General features: G+C 68.9%; 12 protein-coding genes. 6 read left to right on the forward strand and 6 right to left on the reverse strand.

What is annotated here, in order from left to right:
- Positions 1-8: 8 nt before the first annotated feature.
- Both ACFU8Q_RS27955 and ACFU8Q_RS27960 read right to left on the reverse strand, forming a co-directional pair.
- Positions 9-482, reverse strand: coding sequence for a GNAT family N-acetyltransferase (locus ACFU8Q_RS27955; protein WP_384458625.1), 474 nt, complete (start codon positions 480-482; stop codon positions 9-11).
- 2 nt (positions 483-484) lie between these two features.
- Complete coding sequence (locus ACFU8Q_RS27960; protein ID WP_384458627.1) at positions 485-1,255, reverse strand: IclR family transcriptional regulator; 771 nt, start codon at positions 1,253-1,255, stop codon at positions 485-487.
- A 172-nt stretch (positions 1,256-1,427) separates the two neighbouring features.
- Here ACFU8Q_RS27960 and ACFU8Q_RS27965 point away from each other — a divergent pair, with 172 nt between their 5' ends.
- The 4 genes from ACFU8Q_RS27965 (at position 1,428) to ACFU8Q_RS27980 (ending at position 4,892) form a co-directional block, all read left to right on the forward strand.
- Positions 1,428-2,948, forward strand: coding sequence for an aldehyde dehydrogenase (NADP(+)) (locus ACFU8Q_RS27965; protein ID WP_384458629.1), 1,521 nt, complete (start codon positions 1,428-1,430; stop codon positions 2,946-2,948).
- Positions 2,945-3,556: a DUF1349 domain-containing protein gene (locus tag ACFU8Q_RS27970; RefSeq protein ID WP_384458631.1), complete on the forward strand. Its 612-nt coding sequence runs from the start codon at positions 2,945-2,947 to the stop codon at positions 3,554-3,556. Before ACFU8Q_RS27965 ends, ACFU8Q_RS27970 begins: the two co-directional genes overlap by 4 nt.
- A gap of 108 nt (positions 3,557-3,664) precedes the next feature.
- On the forward strand, positions 3,665-4,018 hold the full coding sequence (locus tag ACFU8Q_RS27975; protein ID WP_384458633.1) for a hypothetical protein: 354 nt from the start codon (positions 3,665-3,667) through the stop codon (positions 4,016-4,018).
- 544 nt (positions 4,019-4,562) lie between these two features.
- The gene (locus ACFU8Q_RS27980; RefSeq protein ID WP_384458635.1) at positions 4,563-4,892 is read left to right on the forward strand and encodes a HupE/UreJ family protein; all 330 of its coding nucleotides are present in this window, start codon (positions 4,563-4,565) and stop codon (positions 4,890-4,892) included.
- 189 nt (positions 4,893-5,081) lie between these two features.
- On the opposite strand, the gene ACFU8Q_RS27985 is transcribed toward ACFU8Q_RS27980, so the two are convergent.
- From ACFU8Q_RS27985 to ACFU8Q_RS28000, 4 genes are all read right to left on the reverse strand, one after another.
- Positions 5,082-5,381: a hypothetical protein gene (locus tag ACFU8Q_RS27985; RefSeq protein ID WP_384458637.1), complete on the reverse strand. Its 300-nt coding sequence runs from the start codon at positions 5,379-5,381 to the stop codon at positions 5,082-5,084.
- A gap of 547 nt (positions 5,382-5,928) precedes the next feature.
- Positions 5,929-8,670 (reverse strand): alkaline phosphatase family protein, encoded by a 2,742-nt coding sequence (locus tag ACFU8Q_RS27990; protein ID WP_384458639.1) that lies wholly within the window; start codon positions 8,668-8,670, stop codon positions 5,929-5,931.
- Positions 8,671-8,674: 4 nt separating this feature from the next.
- Positions 8,675-10,039 carry an ABC transporter permease gene (locus ACFU8Q_RS27995; RefSeq protein ID WP_384458641.1) on the reverse strand — a complete coding sequence of 455 codons (1,365 nt, stop codon included), beginning with the start codon at positions 10,037-10,039 and terminating at the stop codon, positions 8,675-8,677.
- The gene (locus ACFU8Q_RS28000; RefSeq protein WP_384458643.1) at positions 10,036-10,977 is read right to left on the reverse strand and encodes an ABC transporter ATP-binding protein; all 942 of its coding nucleotides are present in this window, start codon (positions 10,975-10,977) and stop codon (positions 10,036-10,038) included. Before ACFU8Q_RS28000 ends, ACFU8Q_RS27995 begins: the two co-directional genes overlap by 4 nt.
- 724 nt (positions 10,978-11,701) lie before the next feature.
- On the opposite strand from ACFU8Q_RS28000, the gene ACFU8Q_RS28005 reads away from it, so the two are divergent.
- Together ACFU8Q_RS28005 and ACFU8Q_RS28010 are read left to right on the forward strand one after the other, a co-directional pair.
- Positions 11,702-13,600, forward strand: a complete 1,899-nt coding sequence (locus tag ACFU8Q_RS28005; RefSeq protein ID WP_384458645.1) for a protein kinase — start codon at positions 11,702-11,704, stop codon at positions 13,598-13,600.
- 869 nt (positions 13,601-14,469) lie between these two features.
- The gene (locus ACFU8Q_RS28010; protein WP_384458647.1) at positions 14,470-16,059 is read left to right on the forward strand and encodes an ABC transporter substrate-binding protein; all 1,590 of its coding nucleotides are present in this window, start codon (positions 14,470-14,472) and stop codon (positions 16,057-16,059) included.
- Positions 16,060-16,154 lie beyond the last annotated feature (95 nt).

Below are 16,154 nucleotides of genomic sequence, written 5' to 3' on the forward strand. Positions count from 1 at the left end.
GCCCCGGGTCACCCCGGCAGGGTGAACAGCAGCTCGTCGGTGTCCTCGCCGCGGGCGTGCGAGTACCCGTGGTCCTTGCCGGTGACGGTGAACCCGCACTTCTCCAGCACCCGGCGCGAGCCGGTGTTGTCGGCCGCGGCCCGCGCGTGCAGCGGGCGTTCCGGTACGACGTCGAGCAGCGCCCGCAGCGCGGCCGTCGCGAGCCCGCGGCCCCAGTACGCCCGGTCGATCCAGTAGGTGACCTGGCGGTCGTCCGGCGGCCCGTACGCCCCGGTGCTGCCGACCACCGCACCGTCCACGACCACCGTCCGCATCACGACGGATCCGTCGGCCAGGATCCGCCGCCAGTGGGCGTCGAACGCGTGCCGGTCGGTGGGGTCCTCGCTGGTGAACGCGGCCGTCCTGACCGACTCCGGGTCGGACATGAACACGAAGAACAACGAGAGATCACTGTCGCGCACCTCGCGCAGGACGACCCGCATGTTCAGAGCCTCCGGGTGGCCAGCGTCAGCCGGTCACGCGCGTCGAACAGCGCGTCCTTCACCATCTGCTCGTGCGCGGGCGTGAGCCGGGCGACCGGCACCGAGCAGCTGATGGCGTCGCGGGCGGGGGTGCGGTACGGGACGGCGACGCCGAAACAGCGCAGCCCGAGGGTGTTCTCCTCGCGGTCCACCGCGTACCCCTGCTCGCGGATCAGGTGCAGCTCCTCGATGAGCTTCTCGCGGTCGGTGATGGTGTGCTCGGTCAGCGCGGGCAGCGTCTCGGGGAGCATCTTGCGGACCTGCTCGTCACTGTGGGTGGCCAGCAGGGCCTTGCCGAGCGAGGTGGAATGGGCGGGCAGCCGGCGGCCGACGCGGGTGAAGGGGCGCAGATAGTGCTGGGACTGCCGGGTGGCGAGGTACACCACGTTCGTGCCGTCGAGGCGGGCCAGGTGGATGGTCTCCGTCGTGTCGTCGGAGAGCCGGTCCAGCGTCGGGCGGGCGGCCGCGACGACCTCGTCGCCGTCGATGTACGAGGTGCCGACGAGCAGGGCGCGCACGCCGATCCCGTACCGCGTTCCCGTCGCGTCGGTCTCCACCCAGCCCAGCTCCACGAGCGTGCGCAGCAGCATGTAGAGGCTGGACTTGGGATAGCCGACGGCCTCCTGCACCGCGGCGAGCGAGTGCATGCCGGGTCGCCCGGCAAAGTATTCGAGTAGTTCCACCGTCCGCACGGCGGACTTGACCTGTGCCCCACCAGACTCGGCAGCCGACATCGCCCTACGCCCCTTCCAGCCCACTTACGAAATCCTGCGACCTCTTGAACTCAGCGACTTCTTGCCAACACCGAACGCCCGGAAATAGAGTCGCCGCATATTCACGATCAGGAACTCTGTTCAGAATACCGAACAACTTCTGATGTGTGGCAGTGGAGCGGAAGGAATCACGGTGGCAGCAGCACCAGTCTGGAGCGTCGACCCCCGCACCGGGAACCCGCGTGAGCAGGTTGCGGTGGAGGCTACAGCGGAGGAGGTCGACCGCGCGGTCCGGGCCGCCCACGCGGTACGCGCGTCGCTCGCCGACCGCACCGTGCGCGCCGCGTTCCTGCGTACCGCAGCCGAGCTGCTCACCGGGGCCGGGGAGCACATCATCGAGGCGGCCGACGCCGAGACCGCACTCGGACCGGCCCGGCTCACCGGTGAACTCGCGCGCACCGCAGCTCAGTTGAGGGCCTTCGCGGAGGTCGTCGACGAAGGCGCCTTCCTCGACATCCACATCGACCACGAGGACCCCACCAGGACCCCGCCCTGGCCCGACCTGCGCCGCTACAAGATCCCGCTCGGCGTCGTCGCCGTGTACGCGGCCAGCAACTTCCCGCTCGCCTTCTCCGTCCCCGGCGGCGACACCGCGAGCGCACTGGCCGCCGGCTGCCCGGTCGTCGTCAAGGCGCACCCCGACCACCCCGCCACCTCCGAACTGTGCGCCTCCGTACTGCGCCGGGCGGCGGCCCGCGTCGGTCTGCCGGAGGACGTACTGGTCCTGGTGCACGGCTTCGAAGCCGGCATCGAGCTGATCAAGCACCCGCTCGTCGCCGCCGCCGGCTTCACCGGCTCCGTACGGGGCGGACGAGCCCTGTTCGACGCGGCGGGCACTCGCCCGACCCCCATCCCCTTCCACGGCGAGCTGGGCTCCCTCAACCCCGTCGTCGTCACCGAGGCCGCCGCCGCCGAGCGCGGCGAGCAGGTCGGCACCGGTCTCGCAGGCTCGATGACGATGGGGTCGGGCCAGTTCTGCACCAAGCCCGGCTTCGTCCTGGCCCCGGCCGGCGAGAGCGGTGACCGGCTGCTGAAGTCCCTGACCGACGCGGTCAGCGACACCGAGGCCGGGGTCCTGCTCGACCACCGGATGCGCGACGCCTTCGTCGCGGGCGTACGCGAACGGGCCGAACTGCCCGACGTGGAGGCCCCGGTCACTCCCGGCGCCGGCGGCGAGCACACCGTGTCGGCCGGCTTCCTCACCGTGCCGGCGCACCTCCTCACCGCCGAGGGCCCGCACGACGCGCTCCTGGAGGAGTGCTTCGGCCCCGTCACCGTCGTCGCCCGCTACGCCTCCGCGGACGAGATCACCGCCGTCCTCTCCCGGCTCCCCGGCAACCTCACCGCCACCCTCCAGACCGCCACGGACGGCGCCGACGCCGACGCCCCCGCCCTTCTCGCGGCCCTCACCCCGCTGGCCGGCCGGGTCCTCGTCAACGGCTGGCCGACCGGAGTCGCCGTCGCCCCCGCCCAGCACCACGGCGGCCCCTACCCGGCCACCACCTCCACCTCGACCTCGGTCGGCGCCACCGCCATCGAACGCTGGCTGCGCCCGGTCACCTACCAGACGACCCCCGAGGCCCTGCTCCCCCCGGAGCTCCGCGAGGACAACCCCCTGAACCTGCCCCGCCGAGTGGATGGCCGCCGCGCATGACCCCGCACCTCCCCGAACTCCCCTTTGAGCTGCGCCCCTTCGGCCCCGAGGCCGACTGGACGTACGAGAACGGCGCGCTGACCGCCCGCGCGGGCGCCCGCCAGGACCGCTTCGTACCACCGGGCGGCGAAGCCCTCGACCCCGCGAGCGACGCCCCCCGCCTCCTCGGCGCCGCCCCCCGGGGCGACTTCCAACTCCTCGCCCGGGTGCGCGTCGGCTTCGCCGCGGCCTTCGACGCGGGCGTGCTCTACCTCCACGTCGGGGAACGCGAGTGGGCCAAGCTCTGCCTGGAACTCTCCCCGGACCGCCCCACCATCTGCACGGTCGTCACCCGCGGCCACTCCGACGACACCAACTCCTTCGTCATCGACGGCGAAAGCTACTGGCTCCGCGTCAGCCGCACCGGCAACGCCTTCGCCTTCCACGCCTCCGCCGACGGCGAGAAGTGGACCTTCGTCCGCGTCTTCGCCCTCGGAGATCCGGAGGAGGCGGCTGCGGCCTCGGTCGGCTTCCTGGTCCAGTCCCCGACGGGCGAGGGCTGCGAGGCGGCGTTCGACCGGATCGAGTTCCGTACGACGGGACTTGGGGATCTGCGCGACGGTAGCTGAACGGACTCGCACATCCGTCGCGTCATCGAACCAATGAGTGCGCGTGCTCAGCGGAACCGAGTACCGGCCCCCAACCCTTCGCGCCTGCCGGAGGGTTGGATGGGCCGCATGAAGACCACTCCCGCCGCCGAGGCTCGCACCGCCGACACCGAGCGTGCGGACCGCAACACCCGCACGGCCTCATGGTTCGCCCTGGGAATGCTTGTGCCCGCGCTGATCGGCTCCGGCCTCTTCGTACTGAGCACGACCCGGGCGTCCGGCTGCCTGACCTACGGCGTGGAGTGCGCCGATGTCCCCCCTGGCTGGATCCCCGGTTGCCTGGTGGCGGCGGTCGTACTCGGCGTCGCGGCGGTCGCCTGGCCGCGGAAGTGGCTCCCGTTCACTTCGGCCCGCGGGTGGCTGCTGGGCCTGCACGTCGCGGCGCAGCTCACGACGGTCTCCCTGATCCTCAGCTACGCCTGATGGCACGTCGGTCCAGGTCTCGCGACACGGCTGGGGCAACGTTCCGACTCGGCGGCCCCGGGCGTCCGGCCAGGGCGTCGGCTGCCATGTGAGGTGTTGTGCCGTCGAGGAATCCTTCCGCTGATGGTTCACGGGTGATACGACTCCGTTCACCTGCGCCGCCTGGGCATGTCGTACAACTTCACGGCGTGCCCTTCACCTTGCGGCGATCAGGAAGGACGGCTGCTGATGCGGCCAACAGAGCGGCGAATACGGCCGGGTGGCAGATCGGGCGGGCGACGGCTGGCGGGGGTGGCCCTCACCGCGCTGCTCCTCACGAGCGGCAACCTGACCACGGCATACGCCGAAACCGGTTCGGGACAGCGCACACCGGGGCAGAGCGGGTCGGCGGACGCCACGAGTCTGCCCGTCCTCACCCCCGGCGACGGGGCCTATCTGGAGGACACGGAGAAGGTCGCGGCCACGCCCACGCTGGCCGGCGACTCCGTGACGGGGCTCGCGGTCGACGGGAAGGCCATCGGTCATCCCGGGCTCCATCGTCGTCGTGGCGCTCGCGAGTGCCGTTTTGCGCGACCGCCGGGGGACCGGGCCCTGGCGGCTGCCGGTCGTCTTCCTGTTCGGTCTCGTCCACGGTCTGGGCTTCGCGGGCGCGCTGGGCATCGAGGAGAGCCGGTCCTGGGAACTGCTGCTGTCGCTGCTGAGCTTCAACGTCGGCATCGAGGCGGTGCAGTTGGGCATCATCGCCGTGGTCTTCCCGCTGCTGCTCCTCCTGCGCAGGACTCCCGCACACCGCTGGGCCCTGCCCGCGATGGCCGCGCCCATCGTGATCGTCAGTCTGTACTGGTTCTGGGACCGGCTGTCCGTCGCGGCATGACTCGGCTCCGCCGGAGACTCGTAGCTGTACCTGCTCCGGCGACATCTACGCGGTGGTGCCGACCGGACTTCCGGTGGATCACTGCTGCCTCGTCCCGGGCGGCCCACCGCCTCGCGGCTTGTCCGCTCCCCGGTGCAAGGCCGCAGCCCAGCGGGCCGACTTACTGCATCGGAAGCCGTCTGAATACGTTCAGATGGTCCTCCACCTTGCTCCGGTTTCGCCGGTGTCCTGGTCGTCCTCCGGATTCCAGTTGGTTTCCCTGATTTCAGCCAGCAGTGCCTTGCGCTTGCCGCGAGACAGGGAGTCGCCGTTGACGCTGTGCATGGCCCAAGGAACGGGGCATGGCCCCTCGTGCTCAGGGTCGGGGCACAACACGTCCGTCAGCCGGTCCATCAGCTCCTCGTGTTCGGCCGCTGTAGCGACCATGGCGATTTTCACCTGCCACAGCCTCGGCTGCTCAGGGGTGTCGTCGGGGGTGGGATCGGACATGGCGCTGGTCCTCGTATCAGGTGGGGTGAGGGAACGCCGTCGGTGGGGTCCCCGGACCCCACCGGCGGCGGGGCGCCGGTGTTCTCCAGGGCGAACGTCCCGGGGGCCGACCGCGTGCGCCGTCACGTCACGGCGGACAACCGGTACCGGTTGCCGTGCATACCGGCACGTGCACGCTACGTACCGCTGTCGTTGCTGGTCAGCGTACGATCACCTGGCCACTCCGAGTGGCGTGACGAGTGAATCCGCAGAGATCGAAATTCCGCAACCGGCGACTGCCGCCCCGCAGTTCACACGTGCGGCGCTTCTTCGTCCGCGACCCCGACGGCCGCGTGGTCAACGTGCTGGGCCACCGCTGACCGCGCAGGTACACGCGGTTCTTGCGCGAGGCGTACGCCTTGTCGGCATGGAAGCGGGGGCCGCGGCCTCGAGGTCGCGGCCCCCGGATCGCTCAGCAGCCCGGTCTCCCGCGAGAGGTCGACCGGATCGTCGCGGCCCCTGGCCGGCGGTGACGCGGCCAGGGGCTCCTTTACGCGATCAGCCTGTGTCAGCCGTCGTTCTCCGCCGACGGGATGTAGGCGCCCGGCACGTCAGCCGGCACGTAGATCTTGCTCTCGCCCGGGTACGGCTTCTTCCAGTCGTGCGACTCGTACCAGGTGAGGTGGTTCATCTGCGCGGGGTTCGCGTAGTCGGGCACGGCGTTCGAGCCGGTCAGTCGCTGGTGCGACTTCCAGTCCGCCCACTTCGTCGCGACCGCCTTCTTGCTGGCCGGCACCGTCCCGGACGGGGCGGGCGCCGCAGCGGGGTTCTGCGGCGCGGGGACGTCCAGGCCGCAGGAAGGCGCGGTCGGCAGACCGTTGGTCAGCGCGGTCCGGTTGGGCAGCGCGGTGAACGGCGTGTTGTCGGGCGTGCGGGTGAAGGCCGCGGTCATGGGGGTGGCCGCGGTGTCCTTCTGGTTCATCGGCTGGATCCCGAGGATCTGCTCGATGGTCCGGACCATGTTGATCTGGCTGTAGTAGTGGCTGTCGACGGTGCCGTGCTGGGCCCAGGGGCTGATGATCTGGACCGGGGCACGGTGGCCGTCGACGTGGTCGCTGCCGGCCTGGGAGTCGTCCTCGACGACGAAGATCGCCGAGTCCTTCCAGTACTTGCTGTGCGAGATCTCGTCAACGATCTGGCCGACCGCGAGGTCGTTGTCCGCGACCTGGGCGGCCGAGTTCGCCGGACCACCGGTGTGGTCGCTGGAGAGCCAGAACATGTTCAGGTTGGCGGGACCGTTCTGCTCGAAGTCCTGCTTCCAGATCTGGGCGCGGTAGACGTCCGGGACGCTGGTGTCGAACTTCGGGAAGGCGGGCACCGACACGTTGTTGAGCGACGGGATCGGCGAGGACGAGGCCAGCTTGTAGGCCGAGCCCTGGCCGGTCGCCTGCATGTTCTTGGCGTCGCAGTACAGGTTCTGCCAGGACGCGTCCGACGGCTTGGACAGGAACTGGTGGAACTCACCGAAGTTCCGCACGGTCCGGCCCGCCGCCTGGGCACCGCTCCACAGGGTGCCGCTCGCCTGGTGACCGAGGGAGTCGTCCTCGGTGTCGTAGCTGCGCTTGTACTCACCGGCCGAGGACTCGGTGTACTCCGGGTTGTCGGCCTGCATCAGCCAGTTGTGACCCTCGGCGGAGTTCGTGCCGATGTCGTACGTGTTGTCGTACAGCCCGAACTGCCGAGCCAGCGCGTGCTGGTTCGGCGTCACGTTCTCGCCGAACTGCGTCAGCGACGGGTCGCCGTTGCCCTGCGGCATGTCACCGTAGACCTGGTCGTAGGTCCGGTTCTCCTTGACGATCATGAAGACGTGCTTGATCGTCGAAGGGTCGCCGAGCTTCGCCGGGACCGGCACGGCGTCGGCCCTGTTGCCCGTGGCACGCTTGGCCGCGTTGTTGGTCCAGTTGTTCTGCGCGAAGACCTTGGCGGTCTGCTTCTTGATGACCTTGTCGCTCGGCAGGGTGAACCGCACCACGCTCGAGGTCGTGTCGTGGGTACCGTGGCCGGCCCCGGTGGAACGGCGCGCGTCGATGCCGCGGGTGTTGGAGACCAGGATCTCGTTGCCGGAGCTGGCGATCTCCGCGGGGAAGTAGTCCGTCGGGAGCAGACCGACGTAGCTGACCGGCTCCTGCGGGCTGGTGTACTTGTAGACGGCGATCGCGTTGGCCCGGCCGAGGGTCACCAGCAGGTGGCCGTCGTCGGTGAGGGTCACGGCGTCGGGCTCGTAACCGATCGACGCCTGCGACCACGGCTGGGTGGCGATGGTCTGGACGACCTTGTCGTTCTTGGTGCTGATCACCGACACGCTGTTGGTGGCGGTGTTGGTGACGAACACCGCGCCGCCCTTGGCGTACACGGATGTCGGGTGCAGACCGACGTCGACGCTGCTCGGGGCGGCGGTCGGGTGGGCCAGGTCGATCACGCTGACCGTACCGGAGGTGGTGGCACCGGTGTTCGCGTCGGCCGGCACCTGGGTGCCGTACGAGTTGATGGTGGTGTCGCCGGGCTTCGCCGGGCGGCCGCCCTCGTTGCTGACGTACAGCTTGTCGCCGACCTGGACCATGCCACGCGGGGCGTTGCCCACGTTCCAGCTCTGTGTGATGGCACCGGTCGCCGTGTCGAGCGCGACCACGCGGTTCTGGCCGTTGACCGCCGAGTACACGGTGGAGCCGTCGGCCGAGAAGACCGCCGCGGACGCCAGCGCGTGCTTGGAGCCGTCCGCCGGGATCTTGATGTCGACGGGGTTGGTGACGCTGCCGTCCACGTTCACGTCGAACCGGGTGTAGCCGTCGGTCCGGCCCAGCCACAAGTGCTTGCCGTCGGGCGAGTACGTGGGGCCTTCCTGGCCCACGTCGTTGCCGCTGATGCGCGGGATGGACGACGCGGCGTTGCTGACGAGCTGCTGTACCTTCCAGTTCTTCACGTCCACGATCGCGAGCGCGGCACCACCGTCGGTGACCGCGGCGGCGATGTGGGCGCCGTCCGGACTCACCGTGGACGACATGATCTTGCCGTTGTTGATGACCAGACGCTCGCCGTACGGGTCGATGTACTGGTTGCTGGAGACCAGCTCGCCCTTGTCGTAGGTCTGGCCGACCTGGTTGGCGCCGAACGGGTCCGCCTGGGCGAAACCGACGCCGGTGCCGGTGGCGACGACGACAGCGGTGGCGGTTGCCGTGATGAGGGCCCGCCGGCTGCCGAAGCGTCGGCCGGAGCCCTTCTCACCACTCACACGACGACGTGTGACCTGCATGGAGTTATCCCTTCGAAGGGGTCGGGAGCAGTCCGACGTTGCCGTCGAACTGCCAGAGGGGGTTCGGTGCGTCCCCGGTCGGGGTGCGCACCAGGAAGTAGCCGTTCACTTCCTTCGGTCCGTCGCCGTCGGCGACGAACCGCCCGTCAGGGGTGACGTCGAGCTGGTAGATGGCCGTCCCTGCGGCCTCGACGCCGGGGAGATGCCAGGTCACGACGCAACGCCAGTCGTTGCCCGCCCCCTCGGCAGCGACCCTGTCGCTGCCCTTGTCGCACGCCGCCGTGGCCTTCACCTGCTCCTCGGTGACGTCGGGACGGTTGAGCTCTTTGGTCTGAATGCGGTAGAGGTGCGCAAACGCCGTCGCGACCGAGCGCTGCACCTTGTCCTGCTCGATCCCGGAACCCGTGGCCCCGGTCGCTCCGGTGACAACCGCGACCGTCGCGGCGAGCAGGCCGACGAGCGGCAGGACTCCGACAGCGACCGCGCGGCGTCCCGAACCGTCGTAGGTCAGGTTGGTGAAGTCACGCCGCAGGAACAGCAGGTAGGCAAGGGCTGTCGCGGTCACGGCCCACACCAGGCCGACCACGACGCCGATCAGCAGCGGGCCGAGCTGCACCGGGCCGGTGAACAGGCCATTCCAGGAGATGAACGCGTATCCGGGCAGGGCAAGGCGTAGACCGACCGGAAGCGGCATCATCTGGGCAACCTGCATCACGATCGCGACAAGCGCCGGCAGCAGCAGCCCCGTCGGAGACCGCCCCAACGCGACCGACCCGAGTAGCCCGATCCCAGCGAGAGCCAGGGTCGGAGCGAGCGCGCAGGCCCAGGCGAGCAGCACCTTCACGGCGGTGTCCCCCGGTGCCAGCAGGTGACCGTCGAGGCCGACCAGTGGATGGTTGCCGACCGCCAGGACCCCACCGACAGCGCTGGAACACGCCATCCCCGCCACGAGCAGCAGGACGACGGTGAGGCTGGCCAGTGCCTTCGCCACGAAGATCCGCCGTGGCGACCGGACCGCCACCAACAGGTGGCGCCAGGTGCCGAGCCGGTCCTCGGAGGCGAACACGTCGCCGGCGACCAGCGAGGTCAGCAACGGGAGCGCCCAGGTGCCCGCGAAGCCGAGCACCACCAGTGATCCGGCCCACCCGGTGGCGTGCATCCAGCGGCCGAAGAGGGTGTCGGAGGGGAGCGAGCTCTGCCGGCTCACTGCGGCGACGAAGAGCGCGGGCGCGATCCAGCAGGCGAGAACCAGCAGACGGATACGCCATTGCGAGACCAGTTTGACCAGCTCGAAGCGGTAGCTGCGGGCCACCGGAACGGGGTGGACCCCGGTAACAGCAACGTTGTCGTCAGTAAGGGGCGCGATCATCGGCCGGCCTCCTGCTGCTGCTCGGTGAGGGCAAGGAACGCGGCCTCGAGCGGCGACACCACGGGGGCGAGCTCGCGCACCGCGATGCCCGCGTGCACCAGCCCCGCCACCAGTTCGTCGAGGGCGGCGACCTGCGCGCGCACGACGAGCATCCGGGCGTCGTGCCGTACGCCGGCGTCGTCGACGACCTGGATCCCGGCCGTGTCGACAGCCTGCCGGCGGGCGGCCTCCGGGTCGGAGGTGAGCAGCCGGTAGTCGAGTTCGTGGTTCTCGGCGGCCAGCTTGCTCAGCGGGCCGGAGAAGACGACCCGTCCGGTGGCGACGAGGGTGACCTCGGAGCACAGTGCCTCAAGGTCGTCCATGCGGTGGCTCGAGAGCACGACACTGGTTCCCTCAGCCGCAAGCCGGTTGAGGACACCGTAAACGTGCTTCTTGCCGGCCGGGTCGAGTCCGTTGGAAGGCTCGTCGAGCACCAGGAGCCGAGGCTTGGTGAGCAGGGCGGCGGCCAGCCCGAGCCGCTGACGCATGCCCAGGGAGAAACCGCGGACCCGGTCGTCGGCGACATCGGTGAGCCCGACCTGGTCGAGCGCTTCGTCGATCCCCGCTGTCCGCGCGTCGCCGCGGAGAGCGGCCAGCGCGGCGAGGTTCTGCTTGGCGGTGAGCGAAGGGTAGAGACCGGGACCGTCCACGAAGCCGGCGACACCGTAGGGAGTGGAAAGCGCCCGCCCGACCGGTGTACCCAGGATCTCGAGGCGACCGCGGTCGGCGACGGCCAGGCCCAACAGGAGCCCGAGCAAGGTCGTCTTGCCGGCGCCGTTCGGTCCGACCAAGGCGTGGATCCGACCCTGCGCCACGTCCAGATCGATGTCGTCGAGTGCGACGACGTCGCCGAATCGTTTCGTGATCCCGCGAGCCCGGATGGCGATGCGTGTGTCCATGAACCCCTTCTTTCGAAACCTCCAGTGACCCTAGGGACGGCGCACCATGCCGACAGGGGCGGCGCATTGAACGTTCGTGGAACGGGAGACGACTGACATCCGCTGCGCCGGTGTCCCGCCCATAGCCGTCGACATGTCGCCCGGCACCTGTCGTTGGCCGGATCACAGAGCACACCAAGGGGTCATCAGACACGCGCGTTCGTGAGCATCGCCGCCGGTTGGATCTCGATCACGCAAGACGTCGGCAAGTCGGTGTGCACGAAGTGGGGGCATCGAAACGGACTTGGGCCACACCTGGATGCACCGACTCCGTACGCAGTGCCGTGCCCGCAATCCGGTGTGCTGCCGGCACGAAGCGTGCCCGCGGCGCACTGTGCAGGCACTGCACCAGTGTCGAAGGCGGCGGGTCCGGCGGGCTGACCAAAGTTCACCTCGTCGCGGACCGGCGCTGCCCGCAACATCGCCGGGCGCGTTATCAACAGGCTCAACACCTGGCGAGCATCGCCACCCGCTACGACAAAACCCCTGAGAGCTGCCTCGCAGGAGTCCACCTCCGCGTCACGACGATCCGGATCGCCGGCCTTTGATCACAACCGAGATCACGCCCCGGAACCGTCCCGCTCGTACAACGCATCCCTCAACTTCACCAGGTACATCAACAACGTCTAATCTCATCCGAGTTACGCCGTTGACCAGGCGGGAAGAGCGGGAGAGTCACACCATCATGAGCGGTACGAACGGAGACGGACGCGACGAGCGGAACGGCGGCGTCGACGGGGGTGTCAAGCCGCTCGCGGTGAGCGACCCCGCGCGCATCGGGCCGTATCTGCTGCTCGGGCGGCTTGGTGCCGGTGGCATGGGGCGGGTGTTCCTCGCGCGGTCGGACAGCGGGCGGACCGTAGCTGTGAAGGTGGTGCACGAAGAGCACGTGTCCGACGAGCAGTTCCGGGCGCGGTTCCGGCGGGAGATCGAGGCGGCGCGGAGGGTCGATGAGCGGTACACGGCGCCGGTGCTCGACGCGGGTCCGGACGACGAACCGCCGTGGGTCGCCACGGGGTACGTTCCCGGGCTCTCGCTCGAGCAAGTCGTGCGGCTCTACGGGCCGTTGCCTGCCGCGTGCCTGCACGCCCTCGCCGAGGGGTTGCTGAGGGCACTCAAGGACATTCACGGCGCCGGGATCGTGCACCGCGACCTGAAGCCTTCCAACGTGATGCTCACCGTGGATGGCACGAAGGTCATCGACTTCGGGATCGCGCGGGCGCTCGAGACGTCCGTCGAGTCCTTGTTGACCAGTACGGGGATGGTCATCGGCTCTCCCGGGTTCATGTCGCCGGAGCAGGTGCGCGGGCAGCGCGCGGGGGACAAGAGCGACGTGTTCACCCTCGGGTGCGTGCTGACGTATGCGGCGACCGGGCAGCTGCCGTTCGGACAGGGGGCAAGCAATCAGCACGCGGTGATGTTCCAGATCGTGGAGGGCGAGCCCGACCTGACGCGTGTCGAGGACGCCGCGCTGCGGGCGCTCATCGCCCGGTGTCTGACGAAGGACATCGACCAGCGGCCGGACGTCGACGAGCTGTTGGAGGACCCCGAGCGGCCGCGTCCCAGCGCCGCGCGCGGCGCCTGGCTGCCTGCCGGTGTCGTCGCGCACCTCGCGCAGCAGTCCGCGCGGCTGCTCGACGCCGAGGTGGCGCCGCTGCGGGAGGAGCCCGTGGACCTGGCGACCATCGGGCTGCGGAAGGGGCCCGTGGACCTGGCGACCATCGGGCTGCGGGAGAAGGGTGAGCCTCCCGAGCTCGTCCCGGCGGACAGCGACACCACGACGCGGCGGCGGGAACACGAACGGCGGCCCCGTCGGCGCCGCAGGCTCATCGTTCTGCCCATCGTTGCTGTCATCGCCGTCGGCGGCGGGACGGCCGTCGTGCTCCAGCCCTTCGTGGGCGGCGGCGGGGACGGAACGCACGCCCAGTCACCGGGCAGCAGCGCGAGTGCCACTCCTGGTGGCAGCGACTCGTCCAGCACGCCCAGCAGTTCACCTTCCAAGGGAGGGAAGGTGAAGGTCGGGGACGACGGCACGGGCGCGGACGGCGGGAAGAGGCAGGACGACAAGGACGGGCCGCGTGGGTCAAACGCCCGTGAAAGCGGCGAAAGTTCACCCGATGGCAACAGCGGCTCCGACACCGGCGACACCGCCACCAGCGGCGGGTCCGGCACCAGCGGCGGCACCGGCACCAGCGGCGGGTCCGGCTCTACGGGGCAGTCTCCCTCTTCGGGCTCGGACGGCGGAGGTCCATCCGGCCCCGGCGGCTCGTCCTCCGGCTCGCGGCCGCCCGCCTTGAAGAGCTACAAGGCTGTGTACACCAACTCCTGTGTCGGCGCATGCGACATGCCGATCAAGGTGAGCTGGTCGGCGATCTCCCGAGCGACCAGGTACGACATCCACTACACCAACAAGGGCAGCAACTTCACCGAGAAGAACGTCGACGCCACCTACTCAACCGGAAGCACCAGCTACACGATCAAGGGTCCGTACTCCGGTGACGAGATCTGCGTCACGGTGCGCGCGGCCAACAAGTACGGCGCCTCTGCCTGGGCGGAGACCTTGTGCGACACGGTGCCCTACTGACGCCGGCGGGGCGAGGGCGTCCACGCATCGTCCGGCCGCTGCGGAACCCGGACGGGGAACGGCCCGAGATTACGTCCCCGACCCGGCAACCCCTGGGCGGTCGGCGGTGAGCAGAGAGGGACAGCGCACGCACGCAGGCACCGCGGGCCGCGTGCGAGCTGCCGTGAACAGCACTCCTCCCCGCACGTCGTCGTACTGAGAAGGGACACTCATGCGCACGCACCTCCGCAGCCGCCGCCTGATCTGAGGGAACCACCCGGGACGCATGGCCTGTTGGAAGGCCGTGCACCCCCTGGCCAGTCGTGCTGATGGACGTCAGACGTTCGAGGGTTCCGCGGTGATCCGACGATTTTCGGCCTCGATGGCGCGGGGGTGGGACGGGAGGGAGTTCTGCGGCCGGTGGACAGCCGCGGTGTCCAGGAAGGGGGCTTTTGGTGCCGCCCTGTGGCCCCGCGTACCACCCTCCGGGCCCGTTCGTCGATCAGCAGGGCGAGGTGGCGACCGGGTCGGTCAGCTCGACCATCACCATGTGATATTAGGCAAACCAGGCCAACATCACCGGCGGACCGCAGGAATTAATTGGCGCATGATGTGCCATCGCGCAATGGGGTCAACTACTAGATTGGCCGACGGCACCACGAGACCGGCCATAGCCTGCCCCGTGCCGTTCACCGGCTGGGAATGCGAAAGTTGGTCACTATGCCTGGAATTCCTGGTGAACACCCGGTCCAGGCACAATGTTCGGTCCGCACCACCGCGCCCGGCCGGGCCGAATATGCCGGACGGGCGCGCCGTTCGCAGTATTTCCTGACCTGATCCGGTTGTCCGGGTACGCCCCTGTGGCCGGCCGAGAGTATGAGGCACGTTCTGTGAAGGTTCGTACGAGGCGGTCGAGCACCCTGATCGCTGGGGGATTGGCAGTGGTGCTGCTGACGGGCTGCGGCTCCCAGGATCAGATCTGGCCGTTCGAGTCCAAGGACAGGATGGTCGTCGGGATGTCCGACGACATCCTCGCGACGGATCCGGCAGCGGGGTACGACCCGGGGTCCTGGCTGCTGTTCAGCAACGTCTTCCAGTCCTTGCTGAGCTTCCCGCCCGGGAGTTCCACCCCTGTGCCGGAGGCCGCCGAGGAGTGCCATTTTTCGGACGGCGGCAAGACCTATACCTGCACCCTGCGTGACGGGTTGAAGTTCAGCAACGGCAACAGCCTCACATCGGAGGACGTCAAATACTCCTTCGACCGGGCGATCGGAATCAACGACCCGGCGGGCCCGGCGCCGCTGCTTTCCACCATCTCGTCGATCACCACCCCGAGCGAGGAGACCGTCGTCTTCCATCTCAACGTGCCCGACGCGATATTTCCCAGCAAGATCGCATCGGGTGCCGGTTCCATCGTGGACCACCGCGTCTACCCCAAGAACAGGCTGCTCAAGGACGGCAAGACGGTTGGCTCCGGTCCCTATCAGCTGGACTCCTTCGACAAGTCGAAGGCCGTCTTCTCCGTCTACTCCGGCTACCACGGAAACGCCGAGGTGAAGAACTCCGGCGTGACGCTGGAACTCTTCCGCGGCGACCAGCAGGCCCTCGAAACGTCTCTGGAAAAGGGCAAGGTCGACATCGCCTACCGCGGCCTCACCGCCAAGGCGATAGCCGCCCTCGACACCTCGCCCACCGCGCAGAACGACGGCCTCGAGGTAGTCCAGGGAAGCAGCGCCGAAGTCCAGCACATGGTCTTCAACGTCGCCGACCCCGTGGTCGGCAAGCTCGCGGTGCGCAAGGCCATCGCCTATCTCGTCGACCGCAACTCCCTGGTCAGTCAGGTCTACCAGTCCACGGCGGCACCGCTGTACTCGATCGTCCCGGTCGGCATCACCGGCCACGGCACCTCCTTCTTCGACACGTACGGCGACAGTCCGCAACCGCAACGGGCGAGGGAGCTCCTGCGGGACTCCGGTATCACCGACAAGGTGAAACTCACCCTCTGGTCCACCCCGAGCCGTTACGGACCCGCCACCGACGACGAAATACGGACCATCGCCGGTCAGCTGAACAAGAGCGGACTCTTCGACGCCAGGATGAAGTCCGTCCCGTTCGAGCAATACGAGAAGGACATCTCCGAGGGAAAGTACGGCGTCTATGTCAAGGGCTGGGTGCCGGATTACCCCGACCCCGACAACTTCACCCAGCCGTTCTTCGGCAAGGGAAACGTCCTGTCGAACAATTACGAGAACAGTGAGATAACCAAGCAGATCATCCCGAAGACCTCGTCCATGACGGACCGTGCGGACACCCGGCAGGAGTTCATGAGGCTGCAGGACATCGTGGCGCGCCAGCTGCCGATCCTGCCGCTCTGGCAGGGCAAGCAGTACGCGGTCGCCCACGAGAACGTCCGGGGCTTGCAGAACTGCCTCGACACATCGACCGTCTTCCGGTTCTGGGAACTCAGCACCGCGGACTAACTTGATCTTTAACCTGTGCGGCGTGGACGCGGGGTCGTTGACTTCTTCGTCCGTCGTTTCGCGGGGCTTGGTTTGCCGACTGTGTGCACGTCATA

The organism is Streptomyces sp. NPDC057543 (genome assembly GCF_042801895.1).
Classification (GTDB): Bacteria; Actinomycetota; Actinomycetes; order Streptomycetales; family Streptomycetaceae; genus Streptomyces.

Excerpts from the sequence above, each read along its gene's own strand:
- ACFU8Q_RS27955 (WP_384458625.1), bottom strand. The coding sequence starts at position 482 with ATGCGGGTCGTCCTGCGCGAGGTGCGCGACAGTGATCTCTCGTTGTTC.
- ACFU8Q_RS27960 (WP_384458627.1), bottom strand. The coding sequence starts at position 1,255 with ATGTCGGCTGCCGAGTCTGGTGGGGCACAGGTCAAGTCCGCCGTGCGG.
- ACFU8Q_RS27970 (WP_384458631.1), top strand. The coding sequence starts at position 2,945 with ATGACCCCGCACCTCCCCGAACTCCCCTTTGAGCTGCGCCCCTTCGGC.
- ACFU8Q_RS27975 (WP_384458633.1), top strand. The coding sequence starts at position 3,665 with ATGAAGACCACTCCCGCCGCCGAGGCTCGCACCGCCGACACCGAGCGT.
- ACFU8Q_RS27985 (WP_384458637.1), bottom strand. The coding sequence starts at position 5,381 with ATGTCCGATCCCACCCCCGACGACACCCCTGAGCAGCCGAGGCTGTGG.
- ACFU8Q_RS27990 (WP_384458639.1), bottom strand. The coding sequence starts at position 8,670 with ATGCAGGTCACACGTCGTCGTGTGAGTGGTGAGAAGGGCTCCGGCCGA.
- ACFU8Q_RS27995 (WP_384458641.1), bottom strand. The coding sequence starts at position 10,039 with ATGATCGCGCCCCTTACTGACGACAACGTTGCTGTTACCGGGGTCCAC.
- ACFU8Q_RS28000 (WP_384458643.1), bottom strand. The coding sequence starts at position 10,977 with ATGGACACACGCATCGCCATCCGGGCTCGCGGGATCACGAAACGATTC.
- ACFU8Q_RS28005 (WP_384458645.1), top strand. The coding sequence starts at position 11,702 with ATGAGCGGTACGAACGGAGACGGACGCGACGAGCGGAACGGCGGCGTC.